We start from the raw sequence: 15,239 nt of genomic DNA on the forward strand, positions 1-15,239 counted from the left end.
GGGCCAATATGGGCATGGTCCCGCACCACAGCAATGTGGGGCAGGCATCCCACATGGCGATAGTGGAGGACCCGATGCGCAAGGCCATTTTCCTGTTTACCACGCTGGCCATGTTGCAGGCATGCGCGACGACGACCGGTGGAGCCGGTTCGGCGCAGACGCCGCCATCGGCCATGCAGGGAAAGAACCCACTGGGCAGCGGTTATCTTGGCGGCGGCGCGCTTCCTGACAGCCTGTTGCTCTCCCCGCCACCGCCAGCCGCAGGATCAGTGGCCGAGGCGCGCGATAGGGAAGGGGCGGCCGCAGCGGTCGCGATGCAGGGTAGCGCACGTTGGGATTTCGCCAAGGCCGATGCCGACCTGCGCCCCGGCCATGCGGCGGCCGCCTTTTCTTGCACGGCGGGCTTCCTGATCGATCAGGCCCATGCACCCGCGCTGACACGCCTCCTGACCCGTGCGATGGGGGACCTCGGCATGTCCACGGCCGACGTTAAGAAGCGATACATGCGGTCCCGACCTTTTATGGACAATGGCAAGCCCAGCTGCACGCCGGATTGGGACAAGTTTCTGCGCCGCGATGGCTCCTATCCCTCGGGTCACAGCGCCATCGGCTACGGCTATGGCCTCATCCTTGCGGAACTCATCCCTGACCGCGCGGCAAGGCTGGTGGCGCGGGGTCGCGCCTTTGGCGACAGCCGCCGCATCTGTAATGTGCACTGGCTGAGCGATATCGAGGAAGGACGCGTTATCGCCTCCGCCACCGTGATGCGTCTCAACGCCGAACCCGCCTTCGCCGCCGATCTTGCCGCAGCGCGCAACGAAGTCGCCGCGTTGCGCGGCAAGCCCTTGGAAACGGCGCCCGATTGCGCGCAGGAAGCTGCGGCACTGGTCCAATAGCCGGCAGGATCATCTTTAATTCTATGCCTGTCCTGATATGCTGATGGTTAGACAGGCCGGGTCATGCCGGCATCAACGGGGGAAGATCATGCTTAAATCCTTGGCCGTCATTATTCCTGCCACGCTGTTGCTCGCCAGCTGCGGCGACAAGCCTTCCGGCGAACCGCAGACGCGCGAGGAAGTGAAAGCCCAAGTTCAGAAGGTGCAGCTGAAGCCCGGCCAGTGGGAAGGTGCCTATACGCTCGAGGATATCGACATGCCGAACATGCCCGGCGTTGGCGATCAGATGAAAGAGCAGATGAAGAAGATGATGAGCCGCACATCGATCAAATATTGCGTCTCTCCCGAAGAAGCGGCGAACCCCAGCGGCAAGATGTTCTCGGGCCAGGAAAACAAGGATTGCACGTACAAGGGCTTCGACGTCAGCGGCGGGTCGGTGAAGGGTGAGATCGCCTGCAAGTCGGAAAATGGCACGATGAATGCCGTCATGTCCGGCGACTATGCGCCGGAAAGCTATGAAATGCACATGGACATGAAGATGAGCGGCGCGCCCAATGGCATGAACATGAGCATGAAGGCGAAGACGACGGGCAAATGGGTCGGCGCGGACTGCGCCGCTTCCTGATATGATGGAGGGCGCGGAGGGCTTTTGCTGGCTCTGCGCGCGTCCTTTAAGCAAACGGGTTGAATGGCATCATCCGGTGCCGAAAAGCCGAGGCGGGCGCGAAACGGTGCCCGTCCATCCAATCTGTCATCGGGCCATCCATGCGCAGCTCAGCAATATTGAGCTTGCCCGAACGCGGGGCGATCCCGCCGCCCTTCGCGCGCATCCCGGCATCGCCCGCTTTCTCGGCTGGGTCGCGGCCAAGCCGCCCGACTTCCACGCGCCGACCTACAGGAAACGCTAGCGTCGCTTTTTTCTCTTGCGCTTCGCCGCGCGCCAAGCGAGCCTCTGCCTGTTCCGTAAGAGAACAGGGGAAGAGGATATGCGAAAGACGATAATCGCGGCGTTGCCGCTGGCGATGACGCTTGGCTTGGCCGGATGCGGCAATGAGGCGCCTGCACCCGAAGCGGTCGAAGCGCCCATCGTGATCAAGGGGGGCGAATGGACGATCACCCGCAAGACCACGGGCTACAACACGCCGACTGTCACGCCCGAACAATATCAGGCCGCGCTGAAGCAGGTTGACGAGGAAAAGCTGTGCATCGCCGTCGATGCCAAGGGGACACCCGATGCCGATGCCCTGGCAGGGGATGAGGGCAAGGATTGCACCTATAAGGACAAGCTGCTGCGCAAGGGGCGGTTGATCGCGACCTTGTCCTGCAAGTCCGGCGGGGCGACATCGGAAATCGTGCTGGAGGGCAACTACACCGCCGATACGCTGACGCTGGGTAGCACCATGACGAAGACCGCCGCAGGTAGCCCCGTATTGCGCACCACCCATGACGTAACCGGCAAACGCACCGGAGAGTGCAGCAAGGCCTGAACAGCCTGTCTTAAGAAACCCTCCGCTGCCTGCCAGCGGAGGGTCTCCTGTCCGGAATCTCCAATGCTGACGACGGGATTCTGTGCCATTGTCGCGCCCGGCATCCATCAGAATGTCGGAGAGTCGAGACATGCTCTTTCATCTTTCGATTGCCGCGCATGATCCAAGGCATGTTGCGGAGGTTATCGCTGAAATGTGGCGCGGCGAGGCGCTCTATTTCCCGCCCGTGACGCCGGGCAGCTGGATCGCCATGGCTGGCGATGACCGGGGCACCGCCATAGAGGTCTATCCGATCGACACCGTCTTGCGCGAGGAGGAAGGCGACGCCGATAGCTTCGGGGAACGAACGGGCGAAACCCGTTACACCGCGACACATGCCGCGCTGGCCACGCCCCTGTCCCGCGAAGAGATCATGGCGATCGCGGAGCGCGAAGGCTGGCCCGCCAAATATCGCAAGCGTGGCGGCGTGTTCGGCGTGATCGAATTGTGGATCGAAGGGCGGCAGATGGTGGAGATGCTGACGGCCGAGATGCAGGCCGAATATCTCACGGCGATGACGACGGACAATTGGCGCGCGATGCTGGAAGCAGGGCCTCCCGCCTGACCTATTGCAATGCCCGGATGGCGCGTTGGTCGCATCGTTCTGTACTATGCGGCACGGCGGAATAGGCGGGCACCTGGATGGCCTGGCCGATCCGCAACGGCGCAAAGCGCTGCCGCTCTATGCCTTCGCATTTCAGGAAAAGCTCCAGCATGCGGGGCGGTGTGTCCCATTTTTCATAAGACAGCCGGAATGTGCCCCAATGGATGGGGATGGCAGTCGATGCCTTGAGCTTTTCGAACACCTCGACCGCGCGCTGCGGCCCGATGTGGGAGTCCGCCTCCATCTGCCCCGGCCAGAAACGGAAGGCGCCGATCGGGATCATCGCGAGGCGGATCGGGCCGAACCGCGCCGCTTCAGTGGGCCATGCCATGTCGCCAGCCCCCGTGTCGCCCGCGAAGAAGATGTTGCCCGCGCGCGTTTCGATGAGGAAGCTCGACCATAATGCGCGATTGCGATCAGTGCCCCACCGGCTGCTCCAATGATGATTGCGCAGCACATGGACGCGATAGTCGGGGCAATGTTCGTAATTTTCGCATTGGATGACCGTTTGCGTCCCCAGATTGTTGAGGGCAGCCCCCGTCACGGACTGGCCCCAATCCAGCGCGATCGCCGGAATGCCATTGTCCTTCAGGATGCGCTCATTGCCCAGGCTGACGATGATCTTGGGCCGATCTCGTTCCCACAGCTTCTTGAGCGTGGGTATGTCCATATGGTCATAATGATTGTGGCTGACGATGATGAGGTCGATCTTCGGCAGATCATCCATCCGGACGCCCGGCTGCGCGACCCGCTTTGGTCCTAAAGGTGGGAAGGGGCTCGCATAGTCGGACCAGGTGGGGTCGGTAAGGATATTGACCCCCGCTGCCTGCACCAGCACCGTGGCATGGCCGACCCATGTCGCCACCATGCCGCGCGGCGCGGCGAAGGCTGGCGGGCGGGTGGGCTTTACTGCAACCGTCAGCGGCCATTCGGGGCGCTCGTCCTGCCCCGTCAGCCAGCGAAGGAGAAAGCCCCGGCGGTTCGTCCCCGGAGGACCGGAAAACTCGATCTCGCCATCGGGATTGAAGAAGTGCTCGCCGTCATAATGGCCGCTGACCGGCCCGTCATAATAGATGCGGTCGAGAAAAGGCGGGATGATCGTGATCGCAAGGCACAAGGCGATTACGAGAAACAGCAGCCCGATGCCCGTTCCACGAATGACTTTCCCGATGATGGGGCCCATGCCGTCTCCTGCTTCGATCACGATGCAGGGTCATAGCCGCGATATGGCGCGGGACAAGAGTTGCTTATCCCTCGCGCCCTCAATGCCGCATATGCCGAAGCCAAGGCAGCAAGCGTCCTTGAAGGTCCTGCGCCTCGCTATCCTCTCCTTCCAGCAAAGGGATGGCATAGGTCTCAAGATCGTCCTTCAGGAGGCTCACGCTACGGCTGGGATGATGCAAATCTACCACCGCGCCATCGGGCATATGGATGGCTAGCGCGGCCATGCCGTCGCTGATGCTGGCGTGGGGGCCATCGACTTCATAATCCTCCGCCAGCAGCAGATCGACCATCATGCCAGCCAGCAGCGGGTCGTCCTCAACAATCAGGATGCGGCCGTTGGATCGCGCCATCATCCTTGCTCCAGACCGAAATGGCTACGGTAGCGGTTGAAGCAGCGCTCGCCACAGCTAAGGCGCATCAACGCGCCTTCCGCGATTGCGACGGCGCGGCGAGGGTCCTCCGCCACCAGCGGCTTGATCGCCAGCTCGTTCCAGTCGCGGCTATGTTTGACGTCCAGCACCGCATGCAGATCAAAATATCGTCGCTCCGACTGGCTGAGCCCAATTCGTCGCAAGGCGCGCGCGGTGTGCGCCGATCGGCCCGGCGCGGTCAGTTCGATCGCGCCCAACGCGCCGACGCTGTGCCAGGCATAGCAGCGCTGCGTCGCCATCGCGGTCATCGCGTTAGCCAGCGCCAGGCTTTCCCAAACAGTCGTCTCGATCGTCGGCTTCAGTTCCAACGTTGTGACCAATTGCGCCAGCATGGGGCCATGCATGCCCTTTTCCTGGCCGCGCCCCATCTCGTCCCAATAGTTGCGCGCAAGTTCCAGCTTGGCGGAGTCGGGGAGCTTCACTTGCGTCAGGGCGACGAGATCGTCGAAGCCCGCCTCGCCTGCCGCTTCCTGCGTCAGGAACCAGCGGATTTCGTCCCGCGACGCATGGTCGGCAAGCCAGGGGAATAGCGCGTCATGCTGGCCGGGGCCAGTCCGCTCCAGCGCCTCGAACCATTGGATGAAGCCTTCGGGATCGGTCGGCACCTCTGCCGCCCGGTCGCGCACCGTTGCGCGCAGCTCTTCCATGAAGCCATGTTCCAACCGCAGCATGGCTTCATCCTGACGGAACCGGCTTTCCCAATCCTCCGGATAGGAGGGGGCAAGACGTTGCCGGTTCCAATGACTGAGGCGTTCCTGAAAACTCTGTTGAAGAAATTGCGATGCGCACTCGGGCGCGACGAAGCGGGTAGCCACGGAAAATACTCTCCTGATTGTACCCCTGTTCAATTCGGGGGAGAGCGCGGCGTTCCCTCAAAAATGCCTAACAGGGATCAGTATGAGGGTGTTTACTGGGACAAAAGCGGGTCGACCGGGGTTTTGGCAGTTCACTCAACCGCCAAGCAATTTATCGATCTCGGCTGGGCGCAGCTCCATCTGCAACTGATCACATGTGCATTGGCGCGGCGCCTTGTCGGGCCGCCAGCGTAGAAAGCGCGTCCCATGGCGAAAGCGCCCGCCGGTCACCTGATCATAGATCACTTCCACAACCAGTTCCGGAGCTAGAGGCTCCCAGACGCTTTCCTCGCCCTTGTTCCAGCGGCTTGGCCCACCCGGCGCCTTGCCGGTGAAGCCGGAGCCTCCCGCAATCGGCTCAAGGCGTTGCAACAGAAGAGGCCGCTCATCCGCCTTGAACCCGGAGGTGAAGCCCACATGGTTGAGCTTGCCCGCCTCATCATACAGGCCCAGCAGCAAGGATGCAGCGCCGTGCCCATCAGCCGTGCGGCGGAAACCACCAACCACACAGTCCGCGCTGCGATAATTTTTCATCTTCATCATCGCGCGTTCGCCGGATCGATAGGGAAGGTCTATTTGCTTGGCGATGATCCCGTCGAGTGCGCCGCCGCTGCCTTCCAGCCAGCGGTCGGCATCCTCTATCTGCTCGCTGGCAGGGGACAGGAGCAGCATCTCGGTCCCATTCTTCGTGTGAAAGCGTTCCAGCGCCTTTCGCCGTTCGCGCAACGGTGCGTGCATGAGGTCGCTGCTGCCCAGCGCGAGACAGTCGAATAGCATCAGCTGCGCCGGGGTTTCGCGGGACAGGCGCGCTATCCTGCTTTCCGCCGGATGCAGCCTCTGCTGCAACGCATCGAAGGACAGCGCGCCGTTCAGCGGCAGGATCAACTCGCCGTCCAGCAGATAGCGGCGCTCGGTCGTTGCGAGCAGTGCATCCATGATTTCCGGAAAGAAACGCGCGAGCGACTTGCCGGATTTGGATCGGATGTCGGCCTGCGAGCCATCGCGGCCCACGACCGCGCGGAAGCCATCCCATTTGGGCTCATATTGCCATCCCGGCGGTTTGGGCAGTTCGGACACAAGCCGAGCCTCCATCGGCAGCGGCAGGGCTAATCCCTTGGGATCCTTGGCCTGCGTCATGGCTCCGCTCCGCCCAGGTCGAGCGTGATGATGACCGGGGCATGATCGCTCGTCTTTTCCCAGGCGCGGGGCCGGGTATCGACCTCCGCGCTGACCAGCTTGGCAGAGGCCACGGGGTTCAGCAGCGCATGATCGATCCGTAGACCGGCATTGCGCTCAAAGGCGCCACGCCAATATTTCCAGAAGCTGTAGATCACATCATCGGGATGCAGCTGCCGGATCGCGTCGCTCCATCCCTGATCGAGGAGGCGCTGGTAGGCGGCGCGAACCTCCGGCGCGAACAGGGCATCGTCGCGCCACCGGTCGGGCGCATACACGTCAAGGTCGGTCGGCATCACATTATAGTCGCCCGCGACGATCACCGGCGCGTCCACGTCGATGAGCGAGGCCATATGCGCGTGCAGCCGATCGAACCAGCGGAGCTTGAAGTCGAACTTGGGGCCGGGATGGGGGTTGCCGTTGGGAAGATAGAGGCAGGCTATCAGGATCCCGTTCACCGCCGCTTCGATATAGCGGCTCTGCACATCATCCGGATCGCCGGGCAATCCGCGCCGGGTTTCATGGATGGCGCCAACCCGGCTCAGGATAGCGACGCCATTCCACCGGCTCTGCCCGTGCCAAACTGCGTCATATCCCGCGTCCCGGATGGCGCGCTCGGGAAAATTCTCCTGCGGAGCCTTCAACTCCTGCAAGCATATAATGTCGGGCTCAGCCTGCTCCAGCCACCGCAGCAGCACCGGTAGGCGCCCGTTCACGCCATTCACATTATAGGTCGCGATCCTCATGGCTTTCACAAGACGTTTCGCGACCCGATTGGTTCGAGGGTTTCCAAAAACTCGTCCAATCAAAAGGCCGCCCGGGTGGTTCCGGCGCGCGCCATCTCAGCGCCCTTGGCGGACAGCGAACGGAAAGTGATTGACCAGCGGGGTGCGTCCACGCCCGCGATGCTATGCTCCCATTCATGCCGGGCTTCACCGGACAGATGATAGATGGATCGAGCGGCAACGGGGACGGATAGGCGGTCGAACCCCTTCGCCGTGCGTCTGCGAAAGCGCAATGTCGTGGGACTGCCCAATGAAATCCCGACAACATGTTCGAAGACCGGCCGGTCCCTGTGCCAGCCTATGCCCGCCCGTGGATCGTATCGGATCAACAATGCCTGCACCAGGTCGGCATCTGCCACGCCCGCAAACCGGGCAGCGCGCGCCTTGATTGGTTGAAGCCATGGCGGAACAGGGTCGCTTGGGCCGAAGTGGCCATTGTCAAAATCATAAGTCCACCCGAGCGATAGCGTCAGCCGCTTGCCGGTCCATCCTTGAAAGCGGAACGGCGACAGAGGCAGCGCGTCCATCTTCATGATGAGCATCGCTTCCTCATCGCGGGTCAGCATATCCTCGCGATAATCCAGTCCGGGGATCAGGGGCGCGTCGAACAGGCTTGGCTGGGTCATTTTCTCCGCCGGGCGAGACGTCGTCGATTGCGGCCAACGGCCTTGCGATAATGGGCAATGGAACCGCGCATCGCGGCATCGGGGCTGGTGCCCAGATCGCCGGTCATCGCCCTCCATTGCAGCACGCCTATCGCTTCGATCTTCTCCGCGATCATGAGATGCGCTTCGCGCGCTGCGGCTGGGTTGCCTGCCAGCAGCCTGGGTATCCTGAGGCCGATCACCGTCCAGACTTCCAGCCCCAGCTGCCAGCTGTTCCTGAAAAGGCTGAACGGGTTCGTCTTCTGCATGACGGCGCGCTGCAGTTATTGCGCGAGGAAGCTCAGCAGATCGGCGTTCAACCGATCCGGCGCAGTGGCGAACAGGCCATGCGGTTCGCCATCATATTCGATGAGCTGCGCCCCCGGTATCGCAGCGGCCGCCGCTCGCCCGGTCGGATCGATCGGCACCGTCTTGTCGCTCGTCCCGTGGATGATCAGCGTCGGTATGGTGAACGCGCCCAGGTCGGGCCGGAAATCGGTTCGGCCAAAGGCGTGGATGCAGTCGATCGTTGCCTTCGGGCTTGCCATGATCGCCAGCATGAATGTCCAGTCGAGCAAGGCGCTGCTGACAGGTTTGGAAACGAGGCCGATGCCGTAGAAGGTTTTGGCGAAGGTCTGGAGAAAAGCGAAACGGTCTTCGCGCACCTGCGCCTGCATCTGGTCCAGTGCCGCTTCATCGACACCGTCGGGATTGCTGTCATCCTTCAGAAGATATGGCACGACAGAGCTGATCAGCGCTACCCTGTCCACCTTCGCCGAACCATGGCGCGACAGGTATCGCGCGATTTCACCGCCTCCCATGGAAAAGCCGACGAGGGAAACTTTGGGCGCGCCTAGCTTGTCGATGACGGCCGCGAGATCATCCGCGAACACGTCATAATTATAGCCATCGGCAGGATGACCCGATTGCCCGAAACCGCGACGATCATAGGTGATCACGCGATATCCTGACTCCAGCAGCGCAAGCGTCTGATACTCCCACATGTCGCCGGTCAGGGGCCAGCCGTGGATCAGGATGACGGGGTGGCCCGACCCCATATCCTTCACATGAATGACATGACCTTCGCGGGTTTCGATATGCATGGGAGCCACTCCTGATAGGGGAGTGAGGGCAACCGGTGGCGCGGCGCATCGTTCCCTCCGCTTCTATTTCCTCGTCTTCGTCTTGTGGGAACAAAGCCCATTCACTCCGGTTAACAACATCTGGCGGCGGGCGTCATAAGCGGCCTTAAAAACAGGCCAAGGAGATGTCATGGTGACGCTCACTCGGCTGGAAATCGGCCTTGGGCTGGTGGTCCTTGTCCTGCTGGCCGGATTAGCCGTGCTGATCATGCGCAACCGGCAGCATGCCAATCTGCGATCGAAATTCGGGTCTGAATATGACCGCACTGTCGAGGAGGCAGGCAGCTCCCGCAAGGCGGAAGCAGAATTGCAAGAACGGGAAAAGCGTGTGGCCAGCTTTTCGCTGCGCCGCCTTTCCCCGCAGCAGACCGACATGTTCACCGATGGCTGGATGAAGGTTCAGAACCAGTTCGTTGATGATCCTCAAGGTGCGGTGTCGCGCGCTGACGTGCTGCTGACCGAAGTAATGGAGGCGCGCGGCTATCCCATCGTCGATTTCGACAGGCGTTCAGCCGACCTGTCCGTTTATCACCCGGAAGTCGTGCAGAATTATCGCTCGGCCCATGACATCGCCATACGTCACGCACGCGGAGAAGCCGATACCGAGGATCTGCGTCAGGCGATGATCCATTATCGCGCGCTCTTTGAAGAACTGGTGCATGAACCGGGCGAACCTGACGGCATGTCCCACATGACGCGGCCCAGCCGCTTTGGCGACACGGATTATGGCCGCCGCGACCTTCATTGAGGTTAGATGAAATTGGCCGCCGCAGCTTCCTCATGAAAGCTGCGGCGGCCTTTGTGTTCAGGCGGTGGCGGTGAGTGCCGATCGTTGAAGATCGAACCTGTCGGCATCCATCACCTTGACCCATGCCGCGACGAAGTCATCGACGAACTTGCGCCCTGCATCGGCCGACGCATAGACTTCCGACAGCGCGCGAAGCTGTGAGTTCGATCCAAAGACCAGATCAACCCGCGTGCCGGTCCACTTCGGTTCGCCAGAGCTGCGGCAGCTGCCGACGAACACGTCGCCCTTGTCGCTTTCCGCCTTCCACGCCGTACCCATGTCGAGCAGGTTGACGAAGAAGTCGTTGGTAAGCTGTCCCGGCCGGTCGGTGAAGACGCCGTGCTGCGATCCGCCATGATTGACGCCCAGCACCCGCAATCCACCGACCAGCACCGTCATCTGAGGCGCGCTGAGCCTCAGCAGGTTGGCACGGTCGATCAGCAGTTCCTCCACCGGCACGCGATAGCTGACTGGCAGATAGTTGCGGAACCCGTCCACCTTCGGTTCCAGCACGGCGAAGCCTTCGACATCGGTCTGCTCCTGCGATGCGTCGGTCCGGCCCGGCGTGAAGGGCACGGTCACGTCATGCCCCGCATCCTTCGCCGCCTTTTCGATGCCGACAGAGCCACCCAAAACGATGAGGTCGGCGATGCTGACCTTCTTGCCACCGGAAGCTGTGCCATCGAACCTAGCCTTGATACCTTCCAGCACACCCAGCACGCGGGCCAGCTGATGGGGCTGGTTCACCTCCCAATCCTTTTGCGGCGCTAGGCGGATGCGTCCGCCATTGGCGCCGCCTCGCTTGTCCGATCCCCGGAAAGTGGATGCCGACGCCCATGCCGTCTGCACCAGTTCCGATACGGTCAGCCCGGACGACGCGATCTCCTGCTTCAGCGCTGCAATGTCCGCCTGCTCGATCGGGGCATAGTCCGCAGCCGGGATCGGATCCTGCCAGATCAGGTCTTCGGCGGGGACATCGCTTCCCAGATAGCGGCTCTTTGGTCCCATGTCGCGATGGCACAGCTTGAACCAGGCGCGCGAGAAGGCATCGGCGAAAGCGTCCGGATCATTGCGGAAGCGTTCGGCGATCTTGCGATATTCGGGGTCCTCCCGGAACGCCATGTCCGCCGTGGTCATCATCGTCGGCAGCCGCCTGTCGGGGCTGTGTGCGCCGGGCGCCATGTCTTCCGGCTTCTGGTTGATGGGCTGCCACTGATGCGCGCCCGCCGGGCTCTTCACCAGCTCATAATCATAATCGAGCAGCATGTGGAAGAAGCTCATGTCCCACTGGATCGGGGTTGGCGTCCATGCGCCCTCGATGCCGCTCGTGATCGTATGATCGCCCATGCCGCTTTCATGCCCGCTCTGCCAGCCGAGCCCCTGCTGCGCGATGTCCGCGCCTTCGGGTTCAGCCCCGATCTTCGAAGCGTCGCCCGCGCCATGCGCCTTGCCGAAGGTGTGGCCGCCAGCGGTCAGCGCCAGCGTTTCTTCGTCATTCATGCCCATGCGCGCAAAGGTTTCGCGGATGTCCCGCGCGGATTGGAGCGGATCGGGATTGCCGCCCGGTCCTTCTGGATTGACGTAGATGAGGCCCATCTGAATCGCCGCGAGGGGATTTTCCAGCGCCATTTCCTTGTCGGGCTGAATGCGGGTCTGGTTGTCGGGATTGCCGACCCACTGCTCTTCCGTGCCCCAGTAAATGTCCTTTTCCGGTTCCCACACATCCTCGCGCCCGCCGCCGAAGCCGAAGACGGGACCGCCCATCGACTCAATGGCGACGTTGCCGGTCAGGATCATCAGGTCCGCCCAGGACAGCTTACGGCCATATTTCTGCTTGATCGGCCAGAGCAGGCGGCGTGCCTTGTCCAGATTGGCATTGTCCGGCCAGCTGTTGAGCGGCGCGAAACGCTGCCCGCCTGAAGACGCGCCGCCGCGTCCGTCGCCGGTGCGGTACGTGCCAGCGCTATGCCAAGCCATGCGGATGAAGAAGGGTCCGTAATGCCCATAATCAGCGGGCCACCAGGGCTGGCTGTCGGTCATCAGCGCATGGAGGTCTTTCTTGACCGCTTCCAGGTCGAGCGATGCGAATTCCTTCGCATAGTCGAAGGACTCGCCCATCGGATTGGCGTGCGCGCCATCTTGATGAAGGATTTCGAGCGACAATTGATTGGGCCACCAGTCGCGGTTGGTGCGCCCCAGCAATGACCGCAGCGCAGCTGGCTCCTTCATCGGGCAGCCCAGCGGGCTTTCACCAGTTTTCGCGTCCATGATTTTGGCTCCTTTTGAATACAGAGAGGCAGGCTAAACCCGGCCTGCTAGCTAAGGAAGCGATTAAGATTGGTCATGATGATCGATAAAAGCGATCACTGAGCGCGTGTTAGAGCGGCTCTCGCGCCAAGCATAAGCTGCTTTTTGGTTCCGCTCCATTACGCTTTGGTGTAGTCTGCCGGGACTGGCCATGAGGCGTCCCTCATGCCGAGACGATGCGCTGCGCAGGCTAACAGGCCGCCCCCGTCACCGGTCCCGACTGAGGATTGAAGGTTGAGCGTCCGTCATGGTGACTTCGCGAAGGGAGAGCGACCATGGCGATTACGCATCCAGCTGATCTGGCTTCCAATCGGGACGATTATGAAATCCGCAAGATCGGCTTTGATGATCTGCGTATATCGCTGCGACAGGGCTGGGAAGATTTTCAGGCCAAGCGCGGCGATCTGGTGTTCATTGGGCTGATCTATCCGGTTGTCGTGCTATTCGCCATTCTGATCGCCAGCCGCGTGTCGATCCTGCCGCTGCTGTTTCCCCTGCTGGCGGGCTCCGTCCTGTTCAGCCCTGCCTTGGCCAGCGGCTTTTATGAACTCGCCCGGCGCCGGGAACATGGACTGGATTCCCGCTGGCGCCATTTCCTGGACGTGGTCCGGGGGCCGTCGGCACCGTCGCTGTTCGACCTCACCAGCATTACGGCCTTGCTGTTCCTGGGGTGGCTGGCCGCCGCCTGGTTCATCTATAATTCGACCGTCGGCAGGTTCGGGCCTGAAGTCGTTTCATCCTTCGGGGCCTTTGTGAGCGCAGTGTTCGGAACCGCCGAAGGCTGGCAGATGATCATCGTCGGCAATCTTGTCGGCCTGTGTTTTGCCATCATCACGCTGGCGGTCAGCGTGGTGTCCTTCCCGATGATCATCGATAAGAAGGTCAGTTGGGGGAATGCGCTGAGGACTTCGGTTCGGGTTGCGCGGACCAGTCCCGTGACCGTAGCGGCCTGGGGGCTGATCGTGGTCGGGCTGCTGATCCTGGGCGCATTGCCGGGGCTCGTCGGACTGGCCGTCGTGCTGCCGCTGCTGGGATATTCGACCTGGCATCTCTACACGCGCGCGGTCGTGCGCTGAGGTTGTGCTGACGACACCTGCTCCATTTTTCTGGAGCGGGTGTCGGGCAGGTCATTGACCGGCTTGCGCGGCCGGTTTCGGCAGCGGTGGCGCTCCGCCTCCCAACGTCGCCAGATATTTGATGACAGCCGCCCGATCTTCCGGGCGGCGAAGCCCTGCAAAGGTCATCTTCGTTCCCGGCACGTCCCGCATGGGCGAGGCGAGGAACGCGAATAGCTGGTCGTAGGTCCAACTGCCTCCATGCGCTTTCATCGCAGGGGAATAGGCAAAGCCTGCATGGCTGGCGACCGGCCGCCCTACCACGCCCCACAAATTAGGTCCGATGCGGTTCGGTCCTCCCTGGCCAAAGTCGTGGCAACTGGCGCAAAGCTGCGTCTTCGCCTTGCCAGCATTCGCATCCGCGCTGGCGAGCAGCGTGCCAAGGTCGACTGCCGCCGCCGCAGGAGCAGAACCAGCGCTGGAGGATGGCGCGGGCGACTTGCCACGCATATCCCGATGATAGGCGATCAGCCGGTTGCCTTCGCCCGGGTCGCCAAGGCTGGATGGCCAGTCCCGCTGCACCGACGCCATGTCCACGCGCGGCGGCATGTCGTCGGCGGGCTTGTAGGCGAGCGAGCCTGCGTTGGCATCTGGATAAAGCCGCCCCGCAAACCAGTTGAAGCTCCAGAGTGCACCCGTGGCCCCCACGACGCACAGCCCCGTCACCAGCCAGCGCATCCGGTTCATGGCTTTATCCTCCCCCACCCATGAAGATCGCGCGCGTCCAATAGGCATAGTCGGCCTCGATCGTCATGATCCGCACCAGCACCAGCAGCAGCAGCGGCGGCACGAGGATCGCGTAGATCAGCGACAGCCTTTCCCAGGCGAGATGCATGAAGATGGACAGGATCAGCCCGGCCTTCAGCAGCATGAACAGGATGATCAGCGTCCAGCGGACGATCCCCTGCACATGCATATAGTCCACCATGTAGGACATGGCGCTCAGCACGAAGAGATAGCCCCAGACCTTCAGGTAGAGGCTGATCGGATGGTGCTGCCCCTCATGGACGATGGAGCTATCGCTGCTGGCTATCTCATGCTTCATGGACATCACCAAAGGTAGAAGAAGGCGAAGATAAAGACCCAGACGAGGTCGACGAAATGCCAGTAAAGTCCAGCGATCTCTACCGCGCTATAGTCGCCCGTCCTGTCATAATGCCCGCGCGCCACCTTGGACGCGATGATCAGCAGCAGGATGACGCCGCAGGTCACGTGCAGACCGTGGAAGCCGGTGATCATGAAGAAGCTTGCGCCAAATTGCGGTGCGCCCATCGGATTGCTCCAGGGGCGCACGCCTTCCTCGAAGATCAGCTTGCTCCATTCGAACGCTTGCATCGAGAGGAAAGTCAGGCCGAACAGCGCCGTCAGCAGCATGAGGATAGCTGTCTTTCGCCGGTCGCGCCGGTAACCGAAATTGACCGCCATCGCCATGGTGCCGCTGGAACTGATAAGCGCGAATGTCATGATCGCGATCAGGACCAGCGGAATGTCGTGCCCGCCGATATTGAGCGCGAAGACTTCCGCTGTATTGGGCCAGGGCTCGACCGCCGACGCCCGCATTGTCATGTAACCTGTCAGGAAGCAGGAAAATATGAAGGTATCCGACAGCAGGAATATCCACATCATCGCCTTGCCCCAATGGGTGTGGCGGAAGACTTCCTGATCGGCGGACCAGTCGGCGACAATCTCCCGCAAGGCGGGAGTGATAATCTCCTTGTCTCTTCCGTCGGGCACCGTGTGAGCCATGG

At 61.8% G+C, this 15,239-nt stretch carries 19 protein-coding genes; 7 read left to right on the forward strand and 12 right to left on the reverse strand.

Translation table 11 applies throughout. From position 1 onward, the window contains the following. Nucleotides 1–8: 8 nt before the first annotated feature. The 5 genes from ACZ51H_RS12595 (at nt 9) to ACZ51H_RS12615 (ending at nt 2,987) form a co-directional block, all read left to right on the forward strand. Nucleotides 9–896, forward strand: coding sequence for an acid phosphatase (locus ACZ51H_RS12595; RefSeq protein WP_464802019.1), 888 nt, complete (start codon nt 9–11; stop codon nt 894–896). Nucleotides 897–984: 88 nt separating this feature from the next. Then, the gene (locus tag ACZ51H_RS12600; protein ID WP_464802020.1) at nt 985–1,521 is read left to right on the forward strand and encodes a DUF3617 domain-containing protein; all 537 of its coding nucleotides are present in this window, start codon (nt 985–987) and stop codon (nt 1,519–1,521) included. Nucleotides 1,522–1,525: 4 nt separating this feature from the next. Next, nucleotides 1,526–1,804 carry an HNH endonuclease gene (locus ACZ51H_RS12605; RefSeq protein ID WP_464802901.1) on the forward strand — a complete coding sequence of 93 codons (279 nt, stop codon included), beginning with the start codon at nt 1,526–1,528 and terminating at the stop codon, nt 1,802–1,804. 78 nt (nt 1,805–1,882) lie between these two features. After that, nucleotides 1,883–2,383, forward strand: coding sequence for a DUF3617 domain-containing protein (locus tag ACZ51H_RS12610; RefSeq protein ID WP_464802021.1), 501 nt, complete (start codon nt 1,883–1,885; stop codon nt 2,381–2,383). 130 nt (nt 2,384–2,513) lie between these two features. After that, nucleotides 2,514–2,987 (forward strand): hypothetical protein, encoded by a 474-nt coding sequence (locus ACZ51H_RS12615; RefSeq protein WP_464802022.1) that lies wholly within the window; start codon nt 2,514–2,516, stop codon nt 2,985–2,987. 1 nt (nt 2,988) lies between these two features. On the opposite strand, the gene ACZ51H_RS12620 is transcribed toward ACZ51H_RS12615, so the two are convergent. The 8 genes from ACZ51H_RS12620 to ACZ51H_RS12655 form a co-directional block, all read right to left on the reverse strand. Then, the gene (locus ACZ51H_RS12620) at nt 2,989–4,209 is read right to left on the reverse strand and encodes an MBL fold metallo-hydrolase (RefSeq protein ID WP_464802023.1); all 1,221 of its coding nucleotides are present in this window, start codon (nt 4,207–4,209) and stop codon (nt 2,989–2,991) included. A gap of 79 nt (nt 4,210–4,288) precedes the next feature. Next, nucleotides 4,289–4,600 (reverse strand): hypothetical protein, encoded by a 312-nt coding sequence (locus ACZ51H_RS12625; protein WP_460987252.1) that lies wholly within the window; start codon nt 4,598–4,600, stop codon nt 4,289–4,291. Continuing rightward, the gene (locus ACZ51H_RS12630) at nt 4,600–5,496 is read right to left on the reverse strand and encodes an iron-containing redox enzyme family protein (protein WP_464802024.1); all 897 of its coding nucleotides are present in this window, start codon (nt 5,494–5,496) and stop codon (nt 4,600–4,602) included. The genes ACZ51H_RS12625 and ACZ51H_RS12630 overlap by 1 nt, the downstream gene beginning before the upstream one ends. Before the next feature lie 135 nt (nt 5,497–5,631). Continuing rightward, nucleotides 5,632–6,672, reverse strand: a complete 1,041-nt coding sequence (locus ACZ51H_RS12635) for an ATP-dependent DNA ligase (RefSeq protein ID WP_464802025.1) — start codon at nt 6,670–6,672, stop codon at nt 5,632–5,634. Next, nucleotides 6,669–7,457, reverse strand: coding sequence for an exodeoxyribonuclease III (gene xth / locus ACZ51H_RS12640; RefSeq protein ID WP_460987256.1), 789 nt, complete (start codon nt 7,455–7,457; stop codon nt 6,669–6,671). Before xth ends, ACZ51H_RS12635 begins: the two co-directional genes overlap by 4 nt. 59 nt (nt 7,458–7,516) lie before the next feature. Next, complete coding sequence (locus ACZ51H_RS12645; RefSeq protein ID WP_460987257.1) at nt 7,517–8,122, reverse strand: alpha-ketoglutarate-dependent dioxygenase AlkB; 606 nt, start codon at nt 8,120–8,122, stop codon at nt 7,517–7,519. After that, nucleotides 8,119–8,409 (reverse strand): hypothetical protein, encoded by a 291-nt coding sequence (locus ACZ51H_RS12650; RefSeq protein ID WP_460987258.1) that lies wholly within the window; start codon nt 8,407–8,409, stop codon nt 8,119–8,121. Before ACZ51H_RS12650 ends, ACZ51H_RS12645 begins: the two co-directional genes overlap by 4 nt. Before the next feature lie 15 nt (nt 8,410–8,424). After that, a complete protein-coding gene (locus ACZ51H_RS12655; RefSeq protein WP_464802026.1) occupies nt 8,425–9,243 on the reverse strand; it encodes an alpha/beta fold hydrolase in 819 nt (272 codons plus the stop codon). A 169-nt stretch (nt 9,244–9,412) separates the two neighbouring features. Here ACZ51H_RS12655 and ACZ51H_RS12660 point away from each other — a divergent pair, with 169 nt between their 5' ends. Then, a complete protein-coding gene (locus tag ACZ51H_RS12660) occupies nt 9,413–10,030 on the forward strand; it encodes a hypothetical protein (RefSeq protein WP_464802027.1) in 618 nt (205 codons plus the stop codon). Nucleotides 10,031–10,087: 57 nt separating this feature from the next. Here the strand turns inward: ACZ51H_RS12660 and katG are convergent, their stop codons facing one another. Next, nucleotides 10,088–12,337: a catalase/peroxidase HPI gene (gene katG, locus ACZ51H_RS12665; protein WP_464802028.1), complete on the reverse strand. Its 2,250-nt coding sequence runs from the start codon at nt 12,335–12,337 to the stop codon at nt 10,088–10,090. A 314-nt stretch (nt 12,338–12,651) separates the two neighbouring features. Here katG and ACZ51H_RS12670 point away from each other — a divergent pair, with 314 nt between their 5' ends. Further along, a complete protein-coding gene (locus ACZ51H_RS12670; protein WP_464787981.1) occupies nt 12,652–13,452 on the forward strand; it encodes a DUF2189 domain-containing protein in 801 nt (266 codons plus the stop codon). A 51-nt stretch (nt 13,453–13,503) separates the two neighbouring features. Here ACZ51H_RS12670 and ACZ51H_RS12675 read toward each other — a convergent pair whose 3' ends face one another. From ACZ51H_RS12675 to ACZ51H_RS12685, 3 genes are read right to left on the reverse strand one after another with little or no spacing between them, the layout of a single operon-like run. Next, entirely contained in the window at nt 13,504–14,178 is a 675-nt protein-coding gene (locus tag ACZ51H_RS12675) for a c-type cytochrome (protein ID WP_464802029.1), read from the reverse strand. Nucleotides 14,179–14,182: 4 nt separating this feature from the next. Then, nucleotides 14,183–14,536 (reverse strand): cytochrome C oxidase subunit IV family protein, encoded by a 354-nt coding sequence (locus ACZ51H_RS12680; RefSeq protein ID WP_464802030.1) that lies wholly within the window; start codon nt 14,534–14,536, stop codon nt 14,183–14,185. A 5-nt stretch (nt 14,537–14,541) separates the two neighbouring features. Then, on the reverse strand, nt 14,542–15,237 hold the full coding sequence (locus ACZ51H_RS12685) for a heme-copper oxidase subunit III family protein (protein WP_464802031.1): 696 nt from the start codon (nt 15,235–15,237) through the stop codon (nt 14,542–14,544). Between the last annotated feature and the right edge of the window lie 2 nt (nt 15,238–15,239).

This window comes from Sphingobium sp. TomMM15, assembly GCF_055397045.1.